At 63.9% G+C, this 22865-nt stretch carries 16 protein-coding genes; 5 read left to right on the plus strand and 11 right to left on the minus strand.

The annotated features are described in order from the left end of the window. Nucleotides 1-2 precede the first annotated feature (2 nt). Nucleotides 3-1238 carry a pyridoxal-dependent decarboxylase, exosortase A system-associated gene (locus tag IPM80_22580; GenBank protein MBK8961132.1) on the plus strand — a complete coding sequence of 412 codons (1236 nt, stop codon included), beginning with the start codon at nucleotides 3-5 and terminating at the stop codon, nucleotides 1236-1238. On the opposite strand, the gene IPM80_22585 is transcribed toward IPM80_22580, so the two are convergent. The 8 genes from IPM80_22585 to IPM80_22620 form a co-directional block, all read right to left on the minus strand. Then, nucleotides 1235-2092, minus strand: a complete 858-nt coding sequence (locus IPM80_22585) for a hydrolase 1, exosortase A system-associated (protein ID MBK8961133.1) — start codon at nucleotides 2090-2092, stop codon at nucleotides 1235-1237. The two genes, IPM80_22580 and IPM80_22585, sit on opposite strands and share 4 nt — an antisense overlap. A 6-nt stretch (nucleotides 2093-2098) precedes the next feature. After that, entirely contained in the window at nucleotides 2099-2896 is a 798-nt protein-coding gene (locus tag IPM80_22590; GenBank protein ID MBK8961134.1) for a hydrolase 2, exosortase A system-associated, read from the minus strand. A 36-nt stretch (nucleotides 2897-2932) separates the two neighbouring features. Continuing rightward, entirely contained in the window at nucleotides 2933-3178 is a 246-nt protein-coding gene (locus IPM80_22595) for an acyl carrier protein (GenBank protein MBK8961135.1), read from the minus strand. Nucleotides 3179-3218: 40 nt separating this feature from the next. After that, nucleotides 3219-5447, minus strand: a complete 2229-nt coding sequence (locus IPM80_22600; protein ID MBK8961136.1) for a GNAT family N-acetyltransferase — start codon at nucleotides 5445-5447, stop codon at nucleotides 3219-3221. A 97-nt stretch (nucleotides 5448-5544) separates the two neighbouring features. After that, nucleotides 5545-6792, minus strand: coding sequence for a glycosyltransferase (locus IPM80_22605; GenBank protein MBK8961137.1), 1248 nt, complete (start codon nucleotides 6790-6792; stop codon nucleotides 5545-5547). 303 nt (nucleotides 6793-7095) lie between these two features. Continuing rightward, complete coding sequence (locus IPM80_22610; GenBank protein MBK8961138.1) at nucleotides 7096-9414, minus strand: hypothetical protein; 2319 nt, start codon at nucleotides 9412-9414, stop codon at nucleotides 7096-7098. A 226-nt stretch (nucleotides 9415-9640) separates the two neighbouring features. Continuing rightward, complete coding sequence (locus tag IPM80_22615; protein MBK8961139.1) at nucleotides 9641-10417, minus strand: tetratricopeptide repeat protein; 777 nt, start codon at nucleotides 10415-10417, stop codon at nucleotides 9641-9643. A 34-nt stretch (nucleotides 10418-10451) separates the two neighbouring features. Continuing rightward, nucleotides 10452-12212, minus strand: a complete 1761-nt coding sequence (locus IPM80_22620) for an asparagine synthase (protein ID MBK8961140.1) — start codon at nucleotides 12210-12212, stop codon at nucleotides 10452-10454. Nucleotides 12213-12402: 190 nt separating this feature from the next. On the opposite strand from IPM80_22620, the gene IPM80_22625 reads away from it, so the two are divergent. Further along, nucleotides 12403-13425 carry a polysaccharide deacetylase family protein gene (locus tag IPM80_22625; GenBank protein ID MBK8961141.1) on the plus strand — a complete coding sequence of 341 codons (1023 nt, stop codon included), beginning with the start codon at nucleotides 12403-12405 and terminating at the stop codon, nucleotides 13423-13425. Between the two features lie 8 nt (nucleotides 13426-13433). On the opposite strand, the gene IPM80_22630 is transcribed toward IPM80_22625, so the two are convergent. Beyond that, the gene (locus IPM80_22630) at nucleotides 13434-14645 is read right to left on the minus strand and encodes a glycosyltransferase family 4 protein (protein ID MBK8961142.1); all 1212 of its coding nucleotides are present in this window, start codon (nucleotides 14643-14645) and stop codon (nucleotides 13434-13436) included. 541 nt (nucleotides 14646-15186) lie between these two features. On the opposite strand from IPM80_22630, the gene IPM80_22635 reads away from it, so the two are divergent. The 3 genes from IPM80_22635 to asnB all read left to right on the plus strand — a co-directional run bounded on the left by IPM80_22635 (nucleotide 15187) and on the right by asnB (nucleotide 19786). Beyond that, the gene (locus IPM80_22635) at nucleotides 15187-16398 is read left to right on the plus strand and encodes a glycosyltransferase family 2 protein (protein ID MBK8961143.1); all 1212 of its coding nucleotides are present in this window, start codon (nucleotides 15187-15189) and stop codon (nucleotides 16396-16398) included. A gap of 204 nt (nucleotides 16399-16602) precedes the next feature. Next, entirely contained in the window at nucleotides 16603-17811 is a 1209-nt protein-coding gene (locus IPM80_22640) for a glycosyltransferase, exosortase A system-associated (GenBank protein ID MBK8961144.1), read from the plus strand. A gap of 97 nt (nucleotides 17812-17908) precedes the next feature. Further along, nucleotides 17909-19786, plus strand: coding sequence for an asparagine synthase (glutamine-hydrolyzing) (asnB, locus tag IPM80_22645; protein ID MBK8961145.1), 1878 nt, complete (start codon nucleotides 17909-17911; stop codon nucleotides 19784-19786). A gap of 28 nt (nucleotides 19787-19814) precedes the next feature. On the opposite strand, the gene IPM80_22650 is transcribed toward asnB, so the two are convergent. Both IPM80_22650 and IPM80_22655 read right to left on the minus strand, forming a co-directional pair. Continuing rightward, complete coding sequence (locus IPM80_22650; GenBank protein MBK8961146.1) at nucleotides 19815-21710, minus strand: amidotransferase 1, exosortase A system-associated; 1896 nt, start codon at nucleotides 21708-21710, stop codon at nucleotides 19815-19817. 39 nt (nucleotides 21711-21749) lie between these two features. Beyond that, the gene (locus tag IPM80_22655; GenBank protein ID MBK8961147.1) at nucleotides 21750-22838 is read right to left on the minus strand and encodes a TIGR03088 family PEP-CTERM/XrtA system glycosyltransferase; all 1089 of its coding nucleotides are present in this window, start codon (nucleotides 22836-22838) and stop codon (nucleotides 21750-21752) included. Between the last annotated feature and the right edge of the window lie 27 nt (nucleotides 22839-22865).

Genomic DNA, 22865 nt, shown 5'->3' on the forward strand with positions numbered 1-22865 from the left:
CCATGCAGGACGCGAAACCCGTACACAGCCGCCTGCAAAACGTCGCGAGCGCCAACGGTCAATTGCTCATCAACGGGATGTCGGTGACGACGCTCGCCGAACGCGTCGGCCGCACGCCGTTCTACGCCTACGACCGCGCCGCGCTCTCTACACGCATCGCCGAACTGCGCGCCTGCCTGCCGGCCCGCGTCAAGCTGCACTACGCCATCAAGGCCAACTCGATGCCGGCGGTCGTCGCGCACTTGCGCCCGCTGGTGGATGGTTTCGACGTGGCGTCGCAGCGCGAGATGTTGACCGCCCTGGACAGCGGCATGCCGGCCAGTGAGGTAAGTTTCGCCGGACCGGCCAAACAGGAATGGGAGCTGCGCTCGGCGGTGGCCGCCGGCGTGTGCCTGAACTGCGAATCGGAGACCGAATTCGATCGCATCGTGCGTCACGCCGACGCGCTCGGCATCGCCCCGCGCATCGCCTTACGCGTCAATCCCGATTTCGAACTCAAGGGCGCGGGCATGAAGATGGCCGGCTCACCCAAGCAGTTCGGCATCGACGCCGCGCGCGTGCCGGCGCTGTTGGCGCGCATGCGCGCCGCGGGAATGCCGGTAGCGGGACTGCACATCTTCTGCGGCTCACAGAATCTCAAGGCGGAAGCCATCATCGAGGCCAACCAGCGCAGCCTGGAACTGGCGCTGCGCCTGTGTGCCGAGGCCGGCGTGACGCTCGGTTTCCTGAACATCGGCGGCGGCTACGGCATCGCCTACTTCGCGGGGGAAATGCCGCTGGACCTGGCGGCGGTCGGCGCGGCCCTCGACGACAGCCTGCGCCTGCATGCCGACGCCCTCGGTGACACCGAGATCGTGGTCGAACTCGGTCGCTATATCGCCGGCGAAGCTGGCTATTACGTGACGCGCGTGACCGACATCAAGGAATCGCAGGGCCAAACCTTCGTCATGGTCGATGGCGGCCTGCATCACCACCTGTCCAATTCCGGCAACTTCGGCCAGGTCATACGCAAGAACTACCCGGTGGTGGTAGGCAACAAGCTCGGCGCGCCACACTCGCAGGTGGTCAACATCGTCGGTCCGCTATGCACGCCACTCGATATCGTGGCCGACAAGATGGCAACGCCCGGCATGGAAATCGGCGACCTGGTGGTGGTGCTGCAATCCGGCGCCTACGGCTATAGCGCCAGCCCACACCTGTTCCTGAGCCATCCGGCGCCCATCGAAATCCTGGTCTAGGCAGGCGTATCCCCGCCCTGCTCCGCCAGCCAGTCGATGGTCGCCCGCGCCACGGCATCGCGCCACTCGGCGCGCGCAAAGGTGTGGTTGGCTTCGACCAGTTCCACGGTCTCGAACGGCTTGTCCGCCAGCATCTGTCGCCAGCCGGCGTCCTGCTCGATCAGCTGACGAAACTCGGCGGCCGTGAAATCGTTGCCGCTCAGGATCAACAGCACCGGCTGCTCGAAGGCCGCCCACCCGCGCCGCATGCGCTCGATGAAATGCAGCGCCGCGCCATCGGCGTCGCGCGTCGTGGAGCGGGCGGCGCCCACGTAGCCCAGCAGGCTGTGCAGTGAAGCGCGCCAATCGAATTCCAGGCGCAGCACCTTGCGCCACAGGTCGCGACTCATCAGCCGCTGCAGGTAGTATTGCTTGAGCCGCACCTGCGCCTCGGCCGCCTCGGTATGCACCCAGGGATTGAGCAAGACCAGGCCGCGGATACGGGCGTCGAGCGGCGCCGCCATGAGCGCGGCCGAGGCCGCATCGCACAATCCCCACAACACCACGTTCGCGACACCGGTGTGGGCGACCAGGCAATCAATGGCGGCGCGGATGTCTTGGTCAATCGCCGTGAAATCACGCGCCGCGCCCTCGCTGTCGCCGAGCCCACGGTAGTCGAAGCGCAACGCCGGGGTGCCGGCCGCGGCCAGCGCGCGCGCCAGCAGAACGAATTGGCGATGACTGCCGACGCGATACTGCGGTCCACCGACGATCACGAGCACGCCGGTGCTCGCAGCTCGCGACACCGCGTGCAAGATGCCCGTACAGCGCTCGCCGTCGACCTCGAAACTGACCGGGCTTTCCAGGGCTTCCATCAGCGCTCAACTCGTCGCGAAGGCAGCGCGGGTGGCCGTCACGACCTCGAGCGGCGCGCTGATTTCCTGCGTCGCCCAGAACTGTTCGGCCGTCACGCACTGGGTCCGCGCGTCAATGCCGGCATCGATCAATGCGCTTGCGAAGCGCTGGGTCGGCACGCTCACCGCGGCCTCGATGCTGGTCTTGAATTCGAGCAAGTGCACCAGGGCACTGCCGGCGAGACTGGCGGCACCGAGTTGCGCTTCGCGCATGCCGGACGCGAGCGCGCCGTTGAGCATGTACCCGGCCACCTCGAGCTGGCCATCGTCGCTGAGTGCGCGCTCGAGGTCGGCAAGACTCTCGCTGCCGCCGCTCATACGTTCCGACATCACGCGCAGACGCAGGAACTGCTGCAGGAAACGCGCGCCATCAAGCACCGGTTGCCACATCACCACCCGCTGCCGACACGCCGCGGGCAATGCCTCGAGCAGCAGGGCGCCGCTGCGTACCGCCAGCACCGCGGCCGGCAGTTGCCCGGCTTCGTCGAGGTGCCATGCCGCCAGCGCGGCGACATCGGCTCGCCACAACTCCCAGTTCGCGTCTTCGAAATTGCCGCCGCTGTCGCCGGTGCCGAAAAGATCCGGCCACAATACGTCGTGGCCGTCCGTCGCCAAGCCGCGCACGCACAGCGCCAACAGCCGACGGCACTTGTTCAACTCTTCGCCAAAGGGAGGCAGGACCAGCAGCCGCTGGCGCGCGGCGGCGCCGCGCACGCGTTGACAGAACAGGCGTCGCCCGTTCAATTCCAAGAATTGCGCTTGCATTGCCGGGCCGTCCACGGCGCCTGGCCCGCGCCAGCCTTAAGCGGCGGTCTTGGCTTCGACGAACGCGACCAAGCTGCCCACGGTTTCGAATAATTCGGCGTCCACTTCGTCGTCGTCGACCGCAATTCCGAACTCATCCTCGAGCGCCGTCAGGATCGCCACCACCGCCATCGAATCGAACTCCGGCAGGTGCCCGAGCAGGCCGCTGCGGGCATCGAGCTTGGCCTTGGCCGCTTCAATCCCCAGCACTTCGCACAGAATGCGGATGACCACGTCTTGCATATCGGTTCAGTTCCTGAATTGTGTCTTGTCGGCCAGGGCGCTACGGTCCCGCGCCATGCGCCCCGCTGCGCGCGCGTCGCTGCCATAGCGAGCGCAATACGAACAGCAGACCGAAGGGCCGACGCCAATTGGCAAAGGTGACGCGACTAAGCGTACGCGCATCGGTCATCCAGTCCTGTTTGTAGCTGTCATCACCGGTCAGGTAGTCGAGCCGGGTCACCTGGTCATGCTTGACGACGTTCTCAACCAAGTGCCAGGTCAGCACTGTGCCGGGTGACCACTGGGCACTCGCCGACACGTACGCGAGCTTGTAAATATAAGCGACGCCATCGCGCACCAGCCACAACTGGGCCGCCACCGGCTGGCCGCCGATTTTCAGCAGGCCGAGCCGCAACCATCCCCGTCCGGCGGCCAGTCGCGCCAATCCACGAATGAACTCGGGGAAGGGCTCGGGCAGCTTCCAACTGCCGACGTAGACTGAAAAATAGTCATCCATCGCCGCGTCCAGCCCCTCGACCGAGGTGTGAATGCGAAATTCGACGCCAGTGTGGGCGGCCAGCGCCCGCATCTTGCGCACGATGGTCGAGCGCAGTTTACCCGACAAAGCGTCAAAGTAAGCTTCGACGCTGGTGACCCGCTGCGACCAGTTGACGGTCTTCGGTTCGATGACCGCGTGGGGCTGGCCGGGGCGCTTCAGAAACTCTATCAGCGAATCGTCCGGCGCAACGGGCCTGACGTCGATCTTGTCGACACCGGTCAGTAGTTGCGCCACCGCCGAAGTGAACACCTCCGCCGCGGCTTCCGCATCTACGTCGAACGGCAGGGTTGCATAGGGTGTGTAGTAGTTACCCATCGCGCGCAGGATGACGCGTCCACGCTCCTGGATGCGAACCAGCGGCCACACGCCGTAAAGCCGTCCTTTGAGATTGCGCACGCAATACCAGCGAGACTCGCCTTCGCGGCAGGCCACCTGCTGTTCATAGTTGCGATACCAAGCCGAGGTCAGAAAGGGGTTGGCTGCACCATAACGCTCTATCAACTCGCGAGCGTCCTGCGGCAGCGCGTCGAAATTGGCGTGAACGCTCAAGCGCGCGCTACCTCCGCGACCGAGCAAGCGCTCGAGCCGGTTGATGGGCGCGGCAACCAAGCGTGCGCAAAGCCGTCGCAAGGCGCGCAACAACGGCCTGCTGTCACCATAACCAAAGTATGGCAGCACCGGGGTCTTGCCATAGGGTTTCAAGGTCAGCTGCTGCCAGCACAGCTTCGCATAGCACAGCGGGTCGCGTTCGCTGTCGTACCAGATCACCTCGCGCCGCGGCATGTCGGGGGCCGCCTCCGGCCGCCCCTGTGCGAGCTTGTACTCGAGCAGCGGGAAATTGAGCCCGTGCTGGATGATCAAATCCACCGAGTATTCGGTGCGTCCCACGTTCGGTTCGATCAGCCAGTACCGGCCCTCGGGGTCACGCTTGTATTCAATGGCGATCGGGCCCGACAAGCCCAGTCCGGCCACGAACTGTTCCGAGATCGCGCGCACATCCGGTGCGGGGCAGGACTCGACCACCGTGCCGACGCCCGTGCCGGACGGAAAGGCGCGCAACTTGCGCCCGGTGAATACCGCCAGCGGTTGGCTGTTGTCGAGCACCATCGAGCAGAAATACAGCGTCTCGTCGCCACCGGGGATCCAGCGCTGCACGAGGAACGGCAGATCGCCACGGAACTGATCGACCAGGCGGTGCAACTGCTCGGCATGCTCGATGTGCACGGCCTTGAAGCCCGACAGGGGGCGTATCGGTTTGACCAGGATCGGCAACCCGACTTCCTCGATGGCGGCATCGATGCTGTCGCCTTCGCCGAGAATACTCGAACGTGGATACAGCACGTCGCGGTCGCGGCACACCTGCTCGAGGTTGGCCTTGTTGATCAGATGCTGCACCGTCGAGATCGAGTCGGACCAACTGACGCGAAAGTACGGCTCGAGCCGTGACCAGTTGGCGGCAATCGAGCGCACCATGTTGTCGCTGCTGGCGTACAGCACCGCCGGCCTGTCCTGCGGCAAAAAGCGTCGCTGCTCGAGCAGAATGTCAGCCGCGCGCTCGGAATTGATGCCATCCGCGTACAGCACCTTGGCGTAGCGCGTCGCGGTCGCCGGCAACTGCGGCGATTGTTCGATGGCGTAGACTTCGATGCCGGCACGTGCCAGCGCGCGTGAAATGGCGAGACCGTGAATGCTCATGCCGAGCACCAGCGCAAACGCTTCTTGAGAATGCAAAGCGTGCTCGGGCTGCCGGAGAGAGGCGGACGAATTCATCGCACCGACCATTGGACTGTCACCGGTGAGACGTACCGGCAGGCGTGTACCACGTTGTTCATCCGGCTACGGCAATCTCGTCGAGTAATTGGGCGAATTCGCGGGTCCGCGCACGACGCGAAAGTTTTGCCACCTGTTCGTTGCTCGGTAGCGAGGTGGTGTTGTCACGCACAGATGGCAGACACTCGCGGAGCATCGCTTTAATCGCGTCCTTGTCTTCTAGCGCGGCCACGGCGCGTACGCCTTGCGACAACAGCAGCCGACCGGTGTCGCCCTCGGGGTCGGTGATGCCGATGATGGGCCGGCCCGCGTTAAGGTACTCATAGGCCTTGGCCGGGATCTGGTGGTTGCAGCCCCTGGACTGGAAAATCAACAAGGCATCGGCCGCCATCATTTCCTTCAGTGCTTCGCGATAAGGGATAGCCGGTGCGACTTCGACGAAATCTCCCACGCCGTGCTGCCGTGCCATCTCGGCAAACTGCATTTCCGTGCCCGGCGCGCGCAGAATCACGCGTACCCGCAGAGGTAATGCGCTCGCTTCCGCCAGCACCTCGCGCAGGGCCATGAAGAACTGGCTCGGATCGCGGTCGTGAGCGTACATGATGCCGCTGTGCAGCAGGGTGAGTACGCGCCCGGGGCTGCGCTCGACGGTGTCGGGCGCGCGCTCCTCGGGGAACATCTCCTCGTCGTAGCCGTTTTCAATCACGACGACACGTTCAGCGGGCAGCTGCGGATAACGCTGTCGATAGAACTCGGCGGCGCCAGGGGTGGTCACGACCATGCGGCTAGCGTGGGCGACGATCAAGCGCTCAATCCAACCAAACGATTTACGTCGCAGCCAGCCGTGGGGAAAGCCAGGTTGCAACATGGGGTCACGTAGATCGGCCACCCATGGCAGGCCGGTGAGCTTGCTGACGCCGTAGCCGATGATATGCGCGGTGGCGATCGGATAGGTCGAACAGATGGCGGCCGGGCGCACGGCGCGCGCCAGTTTCACGCCTTCGACGATGCCCGACACCGCCCAGCTCAACCAGCGATCGGGCACGGCGAGAAAGTCGGGATAGCGCCCACCGATGGCGAGGTGACGCTTCACGTCCAGCGCACAGGCGCGATACACCGACGTGCCCGGAGGAATGAGGCTCAGACTTTCCGCACTGACCTGCTCGTAGGCGCGCTCGGTGGTGGTGAGAATATGCGGTCTCCAACCGAAACGAGGCAGGTTGCGCGCGAAGGACAGGGTTCGCTGGATGCCACTGCTGCCGCGCAATGGCGGAAAGTGATAGGCGACGAAAACTAGGTCTCGCATGGCGCTGGGGCAATCGGCTCGCTTGGGTTGCTACGCTCGTGTGGGCCAATGTGCGCATAGCCGCTCGCCACGCGCCCCACCTCCCGCACTGCCTGGAATAGCGGCGCCGGCCGGCACTTCCTGAATCGCACGGGTCGACATTATGCCATGCCAGTGGACGCCCGAACCCGCTCGCCGAATAGTGGATTGGCGCGCAGAGGAAGCCTTTACCGATGTGCCACACGAGGAATCGTCGACGTGCCGCGGCAGCGAAGCCGCCGACCGCTTGCGGACCGGCACCGAATGGTGTGCTTTTCGGCCTTATCAGTTCTTGAGCAGCGAATCGACAGAAAATGGCTGGGTGGATATCAGCAGGTAGTCGTACTCGACGCGGCCCGGCGCATGGGTGATGGCCGGATTCTTGCCAGTCATGTACACCGTCAACATGAAATGGTCGAAGCCACCGGATCCGGAAAACGTGAAGTCCTTGCTGTCGATATAGCGCTTCCACACCCCGCCATCGCTCTTGTGCCACATCACGACGTGGCTGTCGGGTTGGCCATAGGTGCCAATCGTCAGTTCGATGTAGAAATTCTCCCACACGTCGGCATGCGTGACCGCACAGTTGTCGATGTTTCCCGTCTGCAGGTCTCGGTAGGTGCAGTCGTAATCAGGGAAATGCACACGGTAATCGTTGGGACCGATCGGCACCCGCAAGTGGCCGTCACCGCACCGGGTGTAGGGCACCAGCACCGGCAAACGGTGATGGTGGGTCTGCGACAGTTCCAGGTCCGTGCACGGCGCGTTGCCGCGCCATAGCGTGAACTGCTTCCGCCCAGGCTGGGCCACGGCACCCGCATCGGACTTCACGCGGTAGGCAATCGCCATGAATCGCCCCTGGCCAATGGCGGGGAACGTGGTGGTGTAATTGCCACCGGCATTGGCGCCGCTGTTCGAGGGGATCTCGAGCACCAGCTTGCCATCGGCCAAGGTCGGCGTGGAGTCACCGCTCAACAGCCGGCCGTCCAAGTTACGGGGGTCGGCGAAGTTGTCGCAGATCACCATGCCCGGCGATGCGCATACGTCCTTCCAACCCGGTTCGCCAAACTTGAGAGGAGTGCAATTGTTGGGGCCGCAGATGTCGACAACCTCTTGCTTGGGCGCTGCCTCGGCGCCCGGCGCCGGCACGTGAAACGCGAACAGTCCGTCGTTGAGGCGCAGTTGCCCGAGCATCAGTTCTTTGCCCGACGCGGTGGTCACGATCTGGAACTTCTCGAATGAACCGTTGTGGCGTGTTTTCGGGGCAATGGGTATGACGGTATTGCTCGCGCCGGTCAGCGCCCGCCACGTGTAGATGGGCGCCCCGGCGCTGGCCGTCGTCCCGGTGTTTCGCACCTCGTAAACCATGTCACCCGCTTGCGACATCCACACTATCCAGGCCTTGCGCAGGGGTGACCACGCGAAGGCGTGCTGGCCCCATCGCGCGCTCGGCCCGTCGCGTTGCGCCGCGACCACCCAGGGCGCGTTCGGCCGGGCCGGATCGCGCTCGGCGATGGCGTCAAAGGGCAGCCGGAACGAGGTGATCACCAGTTTGTCCCGCTCAGGGTCATAGCCCATCATCGAATCGAGATTGCCGACGCGGGCCGGCGAAGGCTTGCCGTAGTATTTGAACTCGGTGGTCACGGGATCGAAAGACGCGAACTGCCCTTCGCTGCCGAGGGCGGGTTGGAACCACACCAGTCCGCGCCGACTGTCGTAGGCCGACGCGCCGTAACGCGCCCCCAGGTGCGCGAATGGACCGCTCCAGGTCTTCGATTCGAGGTTGAAGCGCCACGCGTTGGGCGTGTAGGTCGAATCCCGGCCGCTCGCCATCGACTGCAAAACGACCAGTGAATTGCTCTTGGGATCAAACGTCAGCAGGTCATAGGTATGGACCGGCACTGGCGTGTCATCGGGGAACGCGCCGTTGGCATAGGGCCATTCGATGGGGCCGGAATAGGGGGCGTTCAGCCGTTCCCACTTCGGCCCGCCTTGGGCGCCGCCGCACAGGTTCACGGCCACGACCGCGTTACCCCAGTAGTCCATGTGGCCACCACCGTAGTAAAGCAGCGTGCCGCAGGGGCCGAAACTGGGCGCCTGCGCTCCGCTGTTCCAAGCCGACCACAGCGCTTCGTAACCCGTCCAGCCGTTGTAGGGCGGGCGGCTCGGGTAGTTGGGATTGGCGCCGGGATCGCGGGCAGGATCGATGGCGCTCGCGGTGTTGTCGGCCGTGATGACGCCCCAATGGCCGGGCGCGATAAGCGCCGCCTGCGCGTCCAGTGTCTTCGCTGGCGCGGCAGGCTCGCCACCGGGCGGTTTGGGAGTGTCGCCGTGCGCCGCCGCACTTGTGCTGCCGGCTGGACGCGGCTTGGTGTCGCTGAGCCCGGCAACGCGAAAAGCGTGGCGGCCATCCGCGAATCGCAGTTGGCCGACCGGGATTTCGAGCACCCGGTCGGACTCTGGCGAGGCCAGCGCGGGGCGACAGGCGGCGCCCAGCACCATCATGACACTGCACGCGCGCGCCACCCCGGCAAGAAATTTCGCCCGCGAGACTGGCTTGCGCCTCAGGCCGTCTGGGTGTTGGCCGTTGACCGAAAAGCTCATTGCAAAACGCCCTTGTGTGTTTTCGACACCCCTGCGCCCGTCAGCTTGGCGGCCGCTTGCATGTCTGCGTCATGGCCTCCTGCCCACAAAACTCGCCAAGGCATACGCGTGGGTCCCAAGACCGCTTCAGATGATGTCGGCAAACCTGCGGCCAGGAACGGGACGTGGTTCGGCAGGCTTGCGGACGGTGAAGAACACGGCGCGCCCCGTGTTCTTCAACCAGGTGCTAGTCCTTCCAGTGACCAGCGTTCTTCAACTTCCGTTTAAGTCCGGGCAATGGGTAGCCCTTTTTGTAAGCGATCTTGGCGTGCTCGAGCGCGCCGTCGTAGTCCTTGGCATCCAGCAGCACGATACCAAGCAAATAGTGCAATTCGGCGGTGCCACCCTTGGTGCTCTCAATGCCGCGCTCGAGAGTCTCGCGCGCTTCAGTCGGGTGCCCGGAGCGACGTAACAGCAGCCCCCAGGCCGCGTAGGGATCAGACACCTCCGGGTGCAATTGGATCGCGCGGGCAAAATCCAGCTTGGCGTTATCGAACTGCCCCAATTCGAAATAAGCGCGACCGCGCAAGGTCAGTATCGTCGAATAGAAGGGATGCGATTCGCTTGCGCGTGCCAGCGAAAAGCTCGCTTCGCTCGCGACGCGCTCGAAGCCACTGCGCGCGAAACGCTTCTCTTTCTCGCGGGTCGCGCGGGCAAACAAGTGAATGCCGGCGCAATAATGATGCAGTCCGTACCAGACCGGCTTGAGCTTGAGCTCCCACTCATCGATCGTGGCGCGTGACACTTTGCCCGCGTAGCGCGACTCTGAACCGGCGCCCGACACCATGTAGCGGGCCTTGCAGTACGTCGGCCAGGCACCCCACTCCAGGTCGCTCGGCACGAATTCGAGCGCAGATGCCTGTTGCGCCGCGAGCAACAGCACGGCTGCGCCAGCACCACGCCGCCAACCGCGACGGCGCGCCGCCAACCATTGTTCAATCCTGTTCCAATCTGGCTTCATCATCGTTTCCACCCGATTCATCGCACCCGCCACTGGCTTACTCGTGGCTGGCGAGCCACATTTCCAGCATCGTCACTATCCAAACCAGTTCGCCGTAATAGCCGGCAGCGTCCTCGCGGAACAGGCGCAGCGCGTCGTCCAGGAAACGGGGCGCGAATATCGCGCGTTTGCGCATGCCGGCGAACGCATCGGCCACCAGCGCCTGCAGGCCCAGATCATTACGCATCCATACGCCAAAAGGCAGCCCGAAACCATGTTTCTTCTTGGTAATGATCTCGCCAGGCAGGAAGGAGTCGAACGCGCTCTTGTAAAACCCCCGCAGTCTGCCGCCGGCAAGCAGCGTGGCGGAGCTGATCGCGGTCGAAAGCTCCAGCACCGCCGTGTCCAGCATCGGATAGCAGACTTCAACACCGGCGAGATCACACATGCGGGAGACCTTGACGAGATCGTTATCCGCCAGGGTGAACTTCCAGTCCAGATAAAGCATGCGCTGCAAGGCGTCGGCCTCGAGCGGCGCTTGGTAACGGGCCCGCCACGCCTTCCATGGCGACTGCCTGTCAATGGCGCTCAGCCAGTCGCTTTCGAACACGTTGTGCGGGTCGAACCGGTTCAGGAAGTTGTAGGACTGCAGGCGGTCCGGCAGGCCCATCTTGGCCTGCTCGATGTAGCGCGCGCCCTTGCCCGCCACGGGCAGCCGCGACAGCACCGGCAGCAGCCGGTAGCCGAGTTCGAGAAACCCGCGCAGCACCGCCGGCACCTTGAAATAGCGCTCGAACACGTTCTGATCGACATAACGCGTGTTACCGGCAAACAGTTCGTCTCCGCCATCGCCGGCCAGCATGGTTTCGATACCGTGCTCGCGCGCGAAACGCGCGCAATGGAACGTCGGGATCACGGACGAGTTGCCGAATGGTTCTCCGTAGCTGCTGGCAATGCCCGGCAGCGATTCGCACACATCCTTGGGCGTGACGAAGTATTCGTGATGGACCGTGCCAAAATGACGGGCGGCAATTCGCGCATAGCCGGACTCGTCGTAGCCATCCGCATCGAAACCGATGGTGAAGGTGCGTGCGCCGGCCTCATGTCCGGCAAGAAGGCCGGCCACGGTGGAACTGTCCAGGCCACCGCTCAAGAACGCGCCACTGGCGGGTTGAATGCGCGCTCCCACTGCCGCAGACAGACATTCGACCAGTGCAGCGGCCTGCTCGCCGGGGGCACGGTCGAACGACGCGAAGTGCGGCATCCAATAGGGTTGAACGTCGACGTTCGCGCCGTTTCCGCTGAGGACACTGGCCGGCTCGAGCTTGCGCATACCGCGGTAGATGGTGCGCGGGCTCGGAATGCAGTGAAAGAAGACGTAGTCGTAAATCGCCTGCGGATCGAATTCGCGGTGGAAGTCATGGCAGCCTGCGAGCGCATCGGCGTCACTGGCGAAGCACAGGCGGTCATTGCCGGCCACGTAGTAGACCGGACAAATGCCCAAGCGGTCGTTGGCCAGCATGAAAGCGCCGTCACGCTCGTCGCTCAGCAGCAGTACAAAAGCGCCACCAAACGCGGCTATGTCGACGGCGCCGCGAGCCTGACAGGCATCGGCGCAGCGCTGGAGTTCAGCGCCATCGCCGGCCCGCGCTTCGCCCCGCGGGCGCCACAGGTGGGCCCGCACCGCTCCGGCCCGCAGTACCAGCATCTGGCCCTGCGCATGAGCAAGCGCACTGCCGGTGCCGTCGGCAAATACCACCTCGGCTTTCAACGCACTGCGGCGCGCCCCGACCATCTCCTCACGCAACTGCGCTTCCACACCGGGCGTGCCGCGGCCTAGCGCTCCACAAACGAACAACATGGCGATCCAGGATTCCTGTTCTGTCGCAATGGTACGCTATCGGCACCTGCCGTACATTAATTCACAGTGTCGCCGGCGCCCTGCAGGGAAAGCGGCAGGCGCCGCTAACGGCGAAGTCGAAACGCATCGCACCGGAACCCCTAGCAACATGACCATCGACATTCTAGGACTCACCTGCAGGCTGGCGCTGCACTCGTTTTCAGTGCTCGAGTCGCGTCTGTCCATCGTGATGTTCCACAGCGTTCTCGATGCGCCAGACCCGTTGCGCAGGGACTCGCCCGGGATTGCCGAATTCGACGCCCAGATCCGTTGGCTGAGCGGCAGCTTCCGGATTTTGCCGCTGCGCGAGGCCACCGAAAAGCTGTGGGCAGGACGATTACCGGCTCGCGCGCTGTGCATCACCTTCGACGACGGCTATCGCGACAATGTCGTCAATGCTTTGCCGGTGCTGCTCAAGTACCAGGTGCCGGCGACGTTTTTCGTGACCACCCGCTATACGCACGGGGGCATGATGTGGAACGACCGCGTGATCGAGGCCATCAGGGCCTGGCCGCACGACACCATCGAGATGGCGAGCTTTGGGTTGGAAGATGTTGCGCTGGGGGAAGACCGTCACGATGCAGCGCTGAGGATGCTTGGCCGTATCAAATACCTGCCCTACGATGAGCGCGAAGCAGTCACGACCGAACTACTGGCGCGCAGTGGTGCGCGTCCGGCGCGGATGATGATGGACGACGCGGAGATTCGCGACTTGCATCGTGCCGGCATGGAAATCGGCGGCCATACCGGTGACTCACCCGATCCTGTGCGCCCTGGACGATCAACGCGTTCGGCAGGAAATCATCGACAACAAGTCGCAGCTCGAGACCATCCTCGGCGAACGCATCGACTCCTTCGCCTACCCCAACGGCCGCCCACAAACGGATTTCGCTGCGCGACACATCGCCATGCTGCGCGACAGCGGATATGTGCGCGCGGTAACCACCGCGGCAGGCACATCCAACGCCGCCACCAATCCCTGGCAGTTGCCGCGCTACACACCTTGGGACTTGAGGCACTGGCGATACCTGGGGCAGATGCTCAAGAACTATTTCGTGGCCGGAGAACAACTGCCCGGCACGCCGACAGCCGCACCGCGATGAACACACCGCGCCACGCCCGGCGCGCATGACGCCACGCTCAGGGCATGAGCTGACGGGCGCGCGCGAACACTTCCATTTGCCCGCGGCTGGTGTCTTGCCAACTGAAATTCTCGGCGTAGGCGCGCGTATCGGCACGCGCCGGCGCGTTTTCGAACAGACGACGCACGCCGTCCGCGATGCCCGCACCTGAGCGCTCATCGATCAGCACACCGGCGGCGGGCGCCGCCACCACTTCGGGCGTGCCCCATACCCGTGTCGCAACGACGGGTGTGCCACAGGCCATGGCTTCCAGCAGCACATTCGCCCATCCCTCACGGCTCGAGGCAAGAATCAAGGCATCGGCGGCGCCGTAATAATTTCGCAGTTCGGCCTGAGGAACCAATCCCACGAAACGGGTGCGTTGGTCGACGCCGAGTTTACGCGCGAGCTTTTCCAGCGCCTGCCTGTCGGGCCCGCTACCTATGATGAAAAGCCGATGGTCTGGCAGTTGCCGCAACGCTTCGAGGATCAGGTGATGGCCCTTGAGTTCAATCAGGTTCCCGACCGACAACAACATGGGCCCGTCGACGCCGAGCGCGGCACGCGCGCTGGCGCGGTCGACGGGCGCAAAGCGGTCGAGGTCGACACCGTTGCGCAATACGGTGATTTTCTCGCCCGCCACGCCGACTTCCATGAGTCGGTCCCGCAGCGCCGAGCACACCGTCACGAGGGCCTGCGCATGCTCGGCCGCCCACAGGATCCAGCGTCGCGGCAGGGCAAAATTCAGCATTTCGGTAATATCGCTGCCGCGCGCGGTAATGGTGACCGGCAGTCCGAGTTCACGACCCAGCATCACGGCCGCCACACCGTCAGGATAAAAAAAGTGCGCGTCTATGACATCGAAGGGCTGGACGCGGTGCAGATCGGCAACCAGGTTGCGGGTTGCGCGATACATGAGCCACGGCGCGACGTGCCAACTCACTTTAGGGAGCACCGGAAAGCGCGGGTGGTAAACCTGCATGCCGTCGGCTTGTTCCTGGCGAGGTACCGAGGCATACACACCATACTGACCAAAGGCCTTCGCGGTGCTCGGGAACCACGGCACGGGCGCGACCACCCGACTGCGCGCCGCGCAGTCCTGCACAAGCTGTTTGAGGCGTTGAGCAACGAAGATGCCGTGGCGCGGCTGCAGTGAATTGGGATACAGCGCGGAATAGGTCAAAAGTTCGAGCGCTGGTTGGGCGGACGGTGAGTGCGTGGGCGTCGACATGTCACGCCGCCGTCCGCTTGAGCTTGTTGAATGCCGTCGACGTCACCATGATCTCGATACCTATTGGGGCTGCTTGGCAGCGTACCGCTCCGTTTTTCTGTACCTGCGTTCGCCGCTCACGCGCCGCAACACCCGTCCGCTCATCGTGGCGGCGTATTCGCGGTCGGCCGCCGCGGACTCGCGCGCCACGGCAAGCTGAACATATCGACCACGCGCGGTGAGAATCGAGGCCGTTCCGCGGAACCCACGCCACGCGCCCTGCAAACACACCATCTCCCCAGGCAGAAAGCCGCGGCACGTCCGGCGCAGCCATGCGCGTAGGTCCGCGAGAGCATCCGCAAGCTTGTTCAATGCCGGCCGCTAATTACAGGCGAGCCCGATCCATGCTATTTTCCAGGCCACAGATTTTACATGTTTTCAATATGTTAGAGATGAGAAATTATCCATCTGTACGGCCCTGGGCGACGCTTGGTCGGCGGCCGGGCAGAACGTCACCCGCGGTCATGCGCGGTCCGCGGCACGCACCGTTGGAAAGCGCCGCATGAGCACCTTGCTCGTTCTGGGCTATTGGCTATTGGCGGCGATGGTGGTGTTTCCCTACATCGGCTATCCCCTGACGCTGTGGCTGTTGATCAGGCTGCGCGGCCCCTATCGCCCTGTCGAGTCGGGTGATCATCTGCCTGGCGTCACCTTGATCATTTCCGCCTTCAACGAGGCTGCGGTGCTCGATGCCAAGCTCAACAACGCCCGCGCGCTCGACTATCCCACGGACAAGCTGCAAATCGTGGTGATTTCCGACGCCAGCGACGACGGCACCGACGACATCGTACTCAAGCACGCCGCACAGGACTCGCGGGTCGTTCTGCATCGGCAGGAAGAAAGGCGCGGCAAGACCGCCGGACTCAATCACGGTATCGAAAAAGCCAATGGCGAAGTCGTGGTGTTCTCCGATGCCAACGCCATGTACGAAGCGGCGGCGATACGCGAACTGGTCGCGCCATTGGCCGATCCCAAGGTCGGATACGTGGTTGGCGCCGCGCACTACAGTGACGGTGACGCCGGCCAGGCCCAGCACAGCGAAGGCCTTTACTGGCGCTATGAACTGGCCATCAAGGAAATGGAATCGGCCTTCGGCTCGGTGGTCGGCGGCGATGGCGCCATCTATGCGATTCGCCGCGGACTCTTCTGGCCACTGCGCGAGGACGACATCAACGACTTCGTCAATCCTCTGCAAATCATTGCTGCCGGCTACCGCGGCGTGTTCAATCCCAAGGCGCGCTGCTACGAAGAAGGCGCCGATTCGTTCGGCAAGGAATTCAAACGCAAGCGCCGCATCGTCAACCGCAGCTGGCGCGCATGGCGGCGCTACGGTGCGGGCGTTCGAAATGCCGACAACCCGGCTTTCCTCTTCCAGATCGTGGCCCACAAGATCATTCGCTGGTTCGCGATGCCCCTGATCGCACTACTCGCCGTCGTCAACCTGCTGCTTGTCGTCGACGGCCACGCAGGCATCTACCTGTTGTCGCTGCTGGGGCTGCTGCTTTCGGCGGTGCTCGCGGTACGCGGACATCAACTGAACCAGCGCGGCGAACCCCAACCGAAGCTCGTCTATCTCTTCTATTACTTTTACCTGGTCAACTGGGCGGCACTGCTTGGCATCTATGACGAGTTCCGCGGCGTCCGACACAGCAAATGGGACCACGTTCGAAGTGCGACGCCTGCCTCCGGCGAAGCGGATCGGTCGGCCCCTTAGCACAAAGTCGAACACGGCAGTCGTATTGTTACCGCATGGCCCGCACACTCCGCATCGTCGCGCTCGTGCTCGACGCCTGGGATGGGGCGGACGAGTGGACGCGCTCACCGTCGTCCGCGGGCGGATTTACAAACATAAGATTATTGTCTGCGGCGCAACTTCAGCCCTGCATGCAAACCACCTCGGCGTTCTGAAGCGGCTGTCATGAAGATTCTCCACGTTCTCGATCACTCCCTGCCGCACTACGATGGCTACGCGTTCCGTTCCTGGGAGATCATCCGCTTCCAGCGCGCCCTCGGCATGGAGACGGTGCACGTCACCTCCCCCAAGCATGCGGGAAGCAAGGGCGGCGTCGAACAGGCCGAGGGCCTGGAGTTCTTCAGGACGGCAATGCCCGGCGGCATCTACACGCTTCCCATCCTGGACCAGGTCGGCGTGGTGCGCGCACTAAAGAAGCGCGTCGCGGAGATTGTGGAGACCACCCGGCCGCAGCTGATTCATGTCCACTCGCCGTCCTTGAATGGCTTGGCGGCCATCGGCGTGGCCCGCCAGGCTGGTATTCCCATCCTTTACGAGGTGCGGTCGTTCTGGGAAGACGCGGCCGTCGATGCGGGCAGTTGCACGGAAGGCGACCTGCGCTACACCTTGACCCGCGCCAGCGAAACGCATGTGGTGCGACGGGTCGATCACGTGGTGCCGATCTGTCGGGGTATCGCCGACGATCTGAAAGCGCGCGGCGTCGCAGACAGCAAGATGACGGTGGTGCAGAACTCGGTCGATTTCGCGCGCTTCAGCACCGAGCTTCACTATGACGCCGAACTCGCGAGCCGTTACGGGCTCAAGCGCGGACACACCCTGGGTTTCGCCGGCTCGTTCTTCACTTTCGAAGGCCTCGCGGTGCTCATCGACGCGATGGCGATACTGCGGCGGAGCAATCCGGACTATCGGCTGCTGCTGGTCGGCGATGGCGTCGAACGGGCCGAACTCGAAGCGCGGGCGGCGGCGGCCGGCGTGAGCGGTGAAGTCATATTCACCGGGCGCGTGCCGCACGCCGACATCGAAAAGTTCTACGGCATCATGGATGTCCTGGTCTATCCGCGTACTCCGATGCGCCTGACCGAACTGGTGACGCCGCTCAAACCCCTCGAAGCCATGGCCTACGGCAAGGCGGTCCTAGCCTCGGATGTCGGTGGACACCGGGAACTGATGAAGCATGAACAGACCGCGCTGCTGTTCCAGGCGGGCTCGGCCCCGGCCTTGGCGGCCGCCGCCGATCGCCTGCTGTCCGACAGCGGGCTGCAACAAGCTCTGCGGGGCCGGGCGCGGGCTCACGTCGAACAGAACCACAACTGGGTCAATACCGTGAAGAAATACGTGGGCGTCTACGAGCGCCTTGTCGGCGGCCGTCCATGAACGCTGCATGCGCCTTCCATGAGCAGTGCGCCCAGGCGACGGCGGGCACGCGCCGCGACGCCGTCCATTCATGTATCTGCCAGCGAATTGACCTGCCATGTGCGGCATAGTCGGCGTCCATTACTTCGACCGCGCGCGGCGCGTCAGCCCGGACGTGCTGCGCATGATGAACGATCAGATCGTGCATCGCGGGCCCGATGACGAAGGCCAGGCGTGTTTTGGCCACACCGGCATTGGCATGCGCCGCCTGTCGATCATCGATCTTGGCGGCGGACACCAGCCGATATTCTCACCGTCGGGGCAACAAGCCATCGTATTCAATGGCGAAGCGTTCAATTTCCAGGAGCGCCGCGAGGAGCTGCTCAAAGCAGGACATCAATTCACGACGCACAGCGATACCGAGGTCGTTCTGCATCTCTACCTCGCCCACGACACCGACTTCATCGATTACATCAATGGCATGTTCGGGCTGGCGATCTGGGATGCGACCAAGGAGCGGCTGCTCATTGCCCGCGACCGGCTCGGCATCAAGCCGCTTTACTACTACCTGGACGGCGAGAAACTCGTCTACGGCTCGGAAATAAAATCACTGCTGGCGCACCCCGACATCGGCCGTTCGCTGGATGTCGACAGCCTGCGCCTGTACCTGCAGTACGGCTTCTCGCCCGCGCCGCACACCCTGTTGCGCGGCATTCGCAAGCTGCCGCCGGGCCACATGCTGCTGACCACCGAGACCGGCGTCGAGATCAAGAAATACTGGGATGTCTCCTACGCGGACAAGCTGCGCGGCAGCGCCGACGAGATAGCCGCCGAACTCTACGACCTGCTGCGCAGTTCGGTGCGCTACCGCATGATCGCCGACGTGCCGTTGGGCGCCTTCCTCAGCGGCGGCATGGATTCGAGCAGCATCATCCATATCATGCGCGACCTCGGCACGCAGGACATCAGCACCTACAACATCGGCTATGGAAGCGCGTTCGCCGAACACGACGAATCATCGGAAGCGCGCGACATCGCCCGGCACTACGGCACGCGGCATCACGAGATCCTGGCCGAACCTGACGTGCGCAACCTGTTTCCGAAGCTCATCCGTTACATGGACGAGCCGATCGCCGATTCGTCGTTCGTCGTCACCTACCTCGTGTCGCAATTGGCGCGCGAATCGGTGAAAGTCATCCTGTCCGGCGTGGGCGGCGATGAACTGTTCGGCGGCTATCGCCGATATTTCAACATCGGGCTCAACCGCTGGTGGCAACGCTTGCCGCGTGCACTGCGTCAAGGGCTGATCGCACCGCTGTTCTCCGCCCTGCCCGAGGATCGCAACAACCGGGTCCTGAACTACGTGCGTCTGGCCAAGGGTTTCATACGCACGGCGGAGCAGCCGCCGGCCCAGCAGTACGGCGCGATGATGCAGGTGCTGGCGCCCGGCATGCTGGCCCCCTCCCTCGCCGCCTCCCATGACGTGCTCCAGCCTTTCACCGACACGCTCGCCGATTGCGACGCCAGCGGGATCCTGGACCGCATCATGTACGTCGATCTCAAAACCTCCCTGCCGGAGCAGTTGCTGCTGTTGACCGACAAGATGTCGATGGCGTGTTCACTCGAAGTGCGGGTGCCCTACCTTGATTACCGTGTCGTGGAATTTGCGGCGCGAATTCCCGAGGATTTGAAGATCCGCGGCATGCAGTTGCGCCACATCCAGCGGCGCACCTTCAAGGACCGCCTGCCCGATGCCGTGCTCAATCGACGCAAACGAGGTTTCGGCGCGCCGGTCGGCGCGTGGCTGCGCGGCGAACTGCGGGAGATGCTCGAGGATCTGCTGTCCACCGCGCGACTGGAGCGCCAGGGCTTGTTCAATACCAGCCAGGTCCGGGCGCTGGTCGACGGCCACATGGAACGACGTATCGATGGCACCGATGGTCTGTTGGCCTTGCTGACGTTCCAGCTATGGCAGGAGGAATTCCTCGCGCTCTGACGCCGCTCAGCGGCGGCCGGGCGCGACGCTAACGCGCGCCGCTCTTGCCCAGGAACGCGTCGAACATCATGAGCGTCCACAGCAATGCGCTGTAGTCGCGGCGTCCGGACTGGTGGGCGTCGATGAGGTGGCGCAGGAAGGGTTCATTGAAATAGCCCGTGGCACGCAGGCGCTCGCCCAGCACCACCGCCGTGATCTTCTCGCGCAAGGCGCCGCGGAACCACTTCGCCAGCGGCACGGCGAAGCCCATCTTGGGCCGATACAGGATGTGCTCGGGGAGCAGCGGTTCCAGGCACTTCTTGAACAGGTATTTGCCCTCGCCTCCGTGCAGCTTCAGGTTTGCCGGCAGGCTCGAGGTCCATTCCACCAGTTCATGGTCGAGCAGCGGCACACGCACTTCCAGCGCATGGGCCATGCTCGCGCGATCGACCTTGGTCAGGATGTCGCCCGGCAGGTAGGTCTTCATGTCCAGGTATTGCACCAGTGACAGCGCGTCGTCGGTGGGCGATGCGGCGGCGTGCCGGCGCAACACCTCCTGCGCGGAATAGCCCTGTAGTTCGCGCTTGATGGCCGGCGAAAACAGTTTGCCACGCAGTTCGTCGCTGAATATCGAAATCGTATGGAAATAGGCGGCCACCGAGTCACGCGCCAACGACTGGAACGTGGTCTTGGCGCGGAACACGCGAGGCGCCCAGTCGGCTTTCGGATACAGAGCGCCGAGCGGCCCGAACACCGCGCGCCGAACGTTGAGCGGCAGCAGGCGGCGCACCGCCTCTTCGGCCATGTGCAGCCTGTAGCGACGATAGCCGGCGTGGTTCTCGTCGCCGCCATCGCCGGACAGCGCCACGGTCACCCGTTCACGCGCGAGCTCACAGACCCGGTAGGTCGGCAGCGCCGAACTGTCGGCATAGGGCTCGTCGTAGAGATCGATGAGCTTGTCGACCAACGAGAAGTCGTCGGGACTCACCATCCGCGAATGATGGGTGGTACCGAAGCGCTGGGCGATCTCCGAGGCGTAGCTCGATTCATCGAAGCCCGCGACGTCGAAGCCTATGGAGCAGGTGTTGACCGCCGAACCCTGCAGCCCCGCCATCATCGCCACCACCGCCGAGGAGTCCACGCCGCCGGACAGAAATGCGCCGAGCGGGACTTCCGACACCATCTGCGAGCGCACCGACTCGCGGGTTCGTTGCAGCAGTTCATCGGCGGCGTCGCCGACGCTCAGCCGCGCATCGAGACGGAATGGCACGTCCCAGTATTGCCGCGGCGTATCGAGCCCCTTGCCACGCGTGAGGCTGAGGCAATAGCCGGGCGCGAGCTTGGCCACGGAACGGTAGATCGTGCGCGGCTCGGGCACGTAGCCGTAGGAGAAGTAATCCTCCACCGCGCACGGATCGATTTCGCGGCGCAGTTCCGGGCACAGGGTGAGCGATTTCAATTCCGAGGCGAACAGCACGCGGCCATCGGCCAGCCCGGCAAAATACAGCGGCTTGACGCCCAGGTGGTCGCGGGCGAGAAACAAGGTCTCGCGCGTCGCATCCCACACCGCGAATGCAAACATGCCGCGCAGGCGCCGCACGCAGTCTTCCTGCCAATGCAGCCAGGCATTGAGCAGCACCTCGGTATCGGAGTGGGTGCGGAAGCTGTAGCCGGCCGCTTCGAGTTCGCGGCGCAGCTCCTGGAAGTTGTAGATCTCGCCGTTGAAGGTCAGCCAGCAACGCCGATCGTCGCTGGCCATCGGCTGCTGACCGGTGGCGAGATCGATGATCGACAACCGACGGTGGCCCAGCCCGACGCCCGGTTCGCGATGGTAGCCCGATTCGTCAGGGCCGCGATGGGTCAGCGCATCGGTCATCCGGCGCAACAGACCCTCGTCGATTTCGCTGGTCCCGCGTAGGTCAACGATACCCGCTATGCCGCACATAGGCGCTCTCCATTCGTCGGTTCGGCCAACGGCATGCCTTCACGCCGCCAGCTCGCGATAGATGTCATCGTAGGTGGCGACCATGCGCGCGAGACTGAAGCGCGCGGTGACGACCGCCCTGCCCTGTTCACCATGGGCACGGCGCAAGGCGGGCTGGTCGACATAACGTTCGAGGGTCGCGCTCAGGGTGGCAATGTCGTCACACGCGACCAGCGCGCCGGTTTGGCCCGCCACAATCAGTTCCGGATTGCCGCCGACCGCGGTGGCAATCACCGGCAGGCTGGTCGCCATGGCTTCGAGGATGGTGTTGGAAATGCCCTCGGCCAATGACGGCAACACGAAGATATCCATGGCGCGCATTTCGTCGGCCACCTGGTCCGACTCACCGATGAGATCCGCGCAGGCGCGCAGCCCCGCCGCTGCCAGCAAGGCGTCGCATTCGGCGCGCAGCGGGCCGTCGCCAACCATGCGCAGGCGCAGCTTGCCGACCAGATCGGCGCGCCGCGACAAAAGGTCGATGAACGCGCGGCACAGGAAGGTCTGGTTCTTGACCGCCTTCATGCGGCCGACGGTGCCGATGACCAGCGGCGCTTGTTGATCCCGTGTGACAGGATGAAAGCGCTCGACATCGACACCGTTGTAAATCTGCATGACCTTGTCCGGCGCAATGCCGACATCGTCGACGAGATAGCGCTCGAGGTCCCGCGACAGCGCGATGAAGCGCTGCACGCAGGCGCCAAACAGCCGGCGGGCAAGACGGTGCTTGCGATTGACGCCGCCGAGATCCTGCATGTCCCAGCCGTGTTCGCCATGCACGCGACCGCGCACGCCGCACAGCAAGCCGAGCAGCTGAAATTCCAGGCTGACGAAATTGCGCGTGTGCAGCACCTGGGGACGGATTTCGCGCAGCAGTTGCCACGCGCGACGCCAGGTGCCGAAGTCATGACCGGGACGCTTGTGCAGGGCGTGGAACTCGACGTTACCGTCGCGCAGTCGACGCGCGAACTGCCGATCGTAATCGTTCAGACACACGATCACGTGGCGGTAACGTCCGGCCGGGAAACCGTTGATGAGGTTGACCACGCCATTCTCGAGGCCACCGATGCCGAAGTGAAACAGCACATGCATGACGGTGATCGGCGTTCCCACGGTGAT

The organism is Pseudomonadota bacterium, assembly GCA_016719885.1.
Lineage (GTDB): Bacteria > Pseudomonadota > Gammaproteobacteria.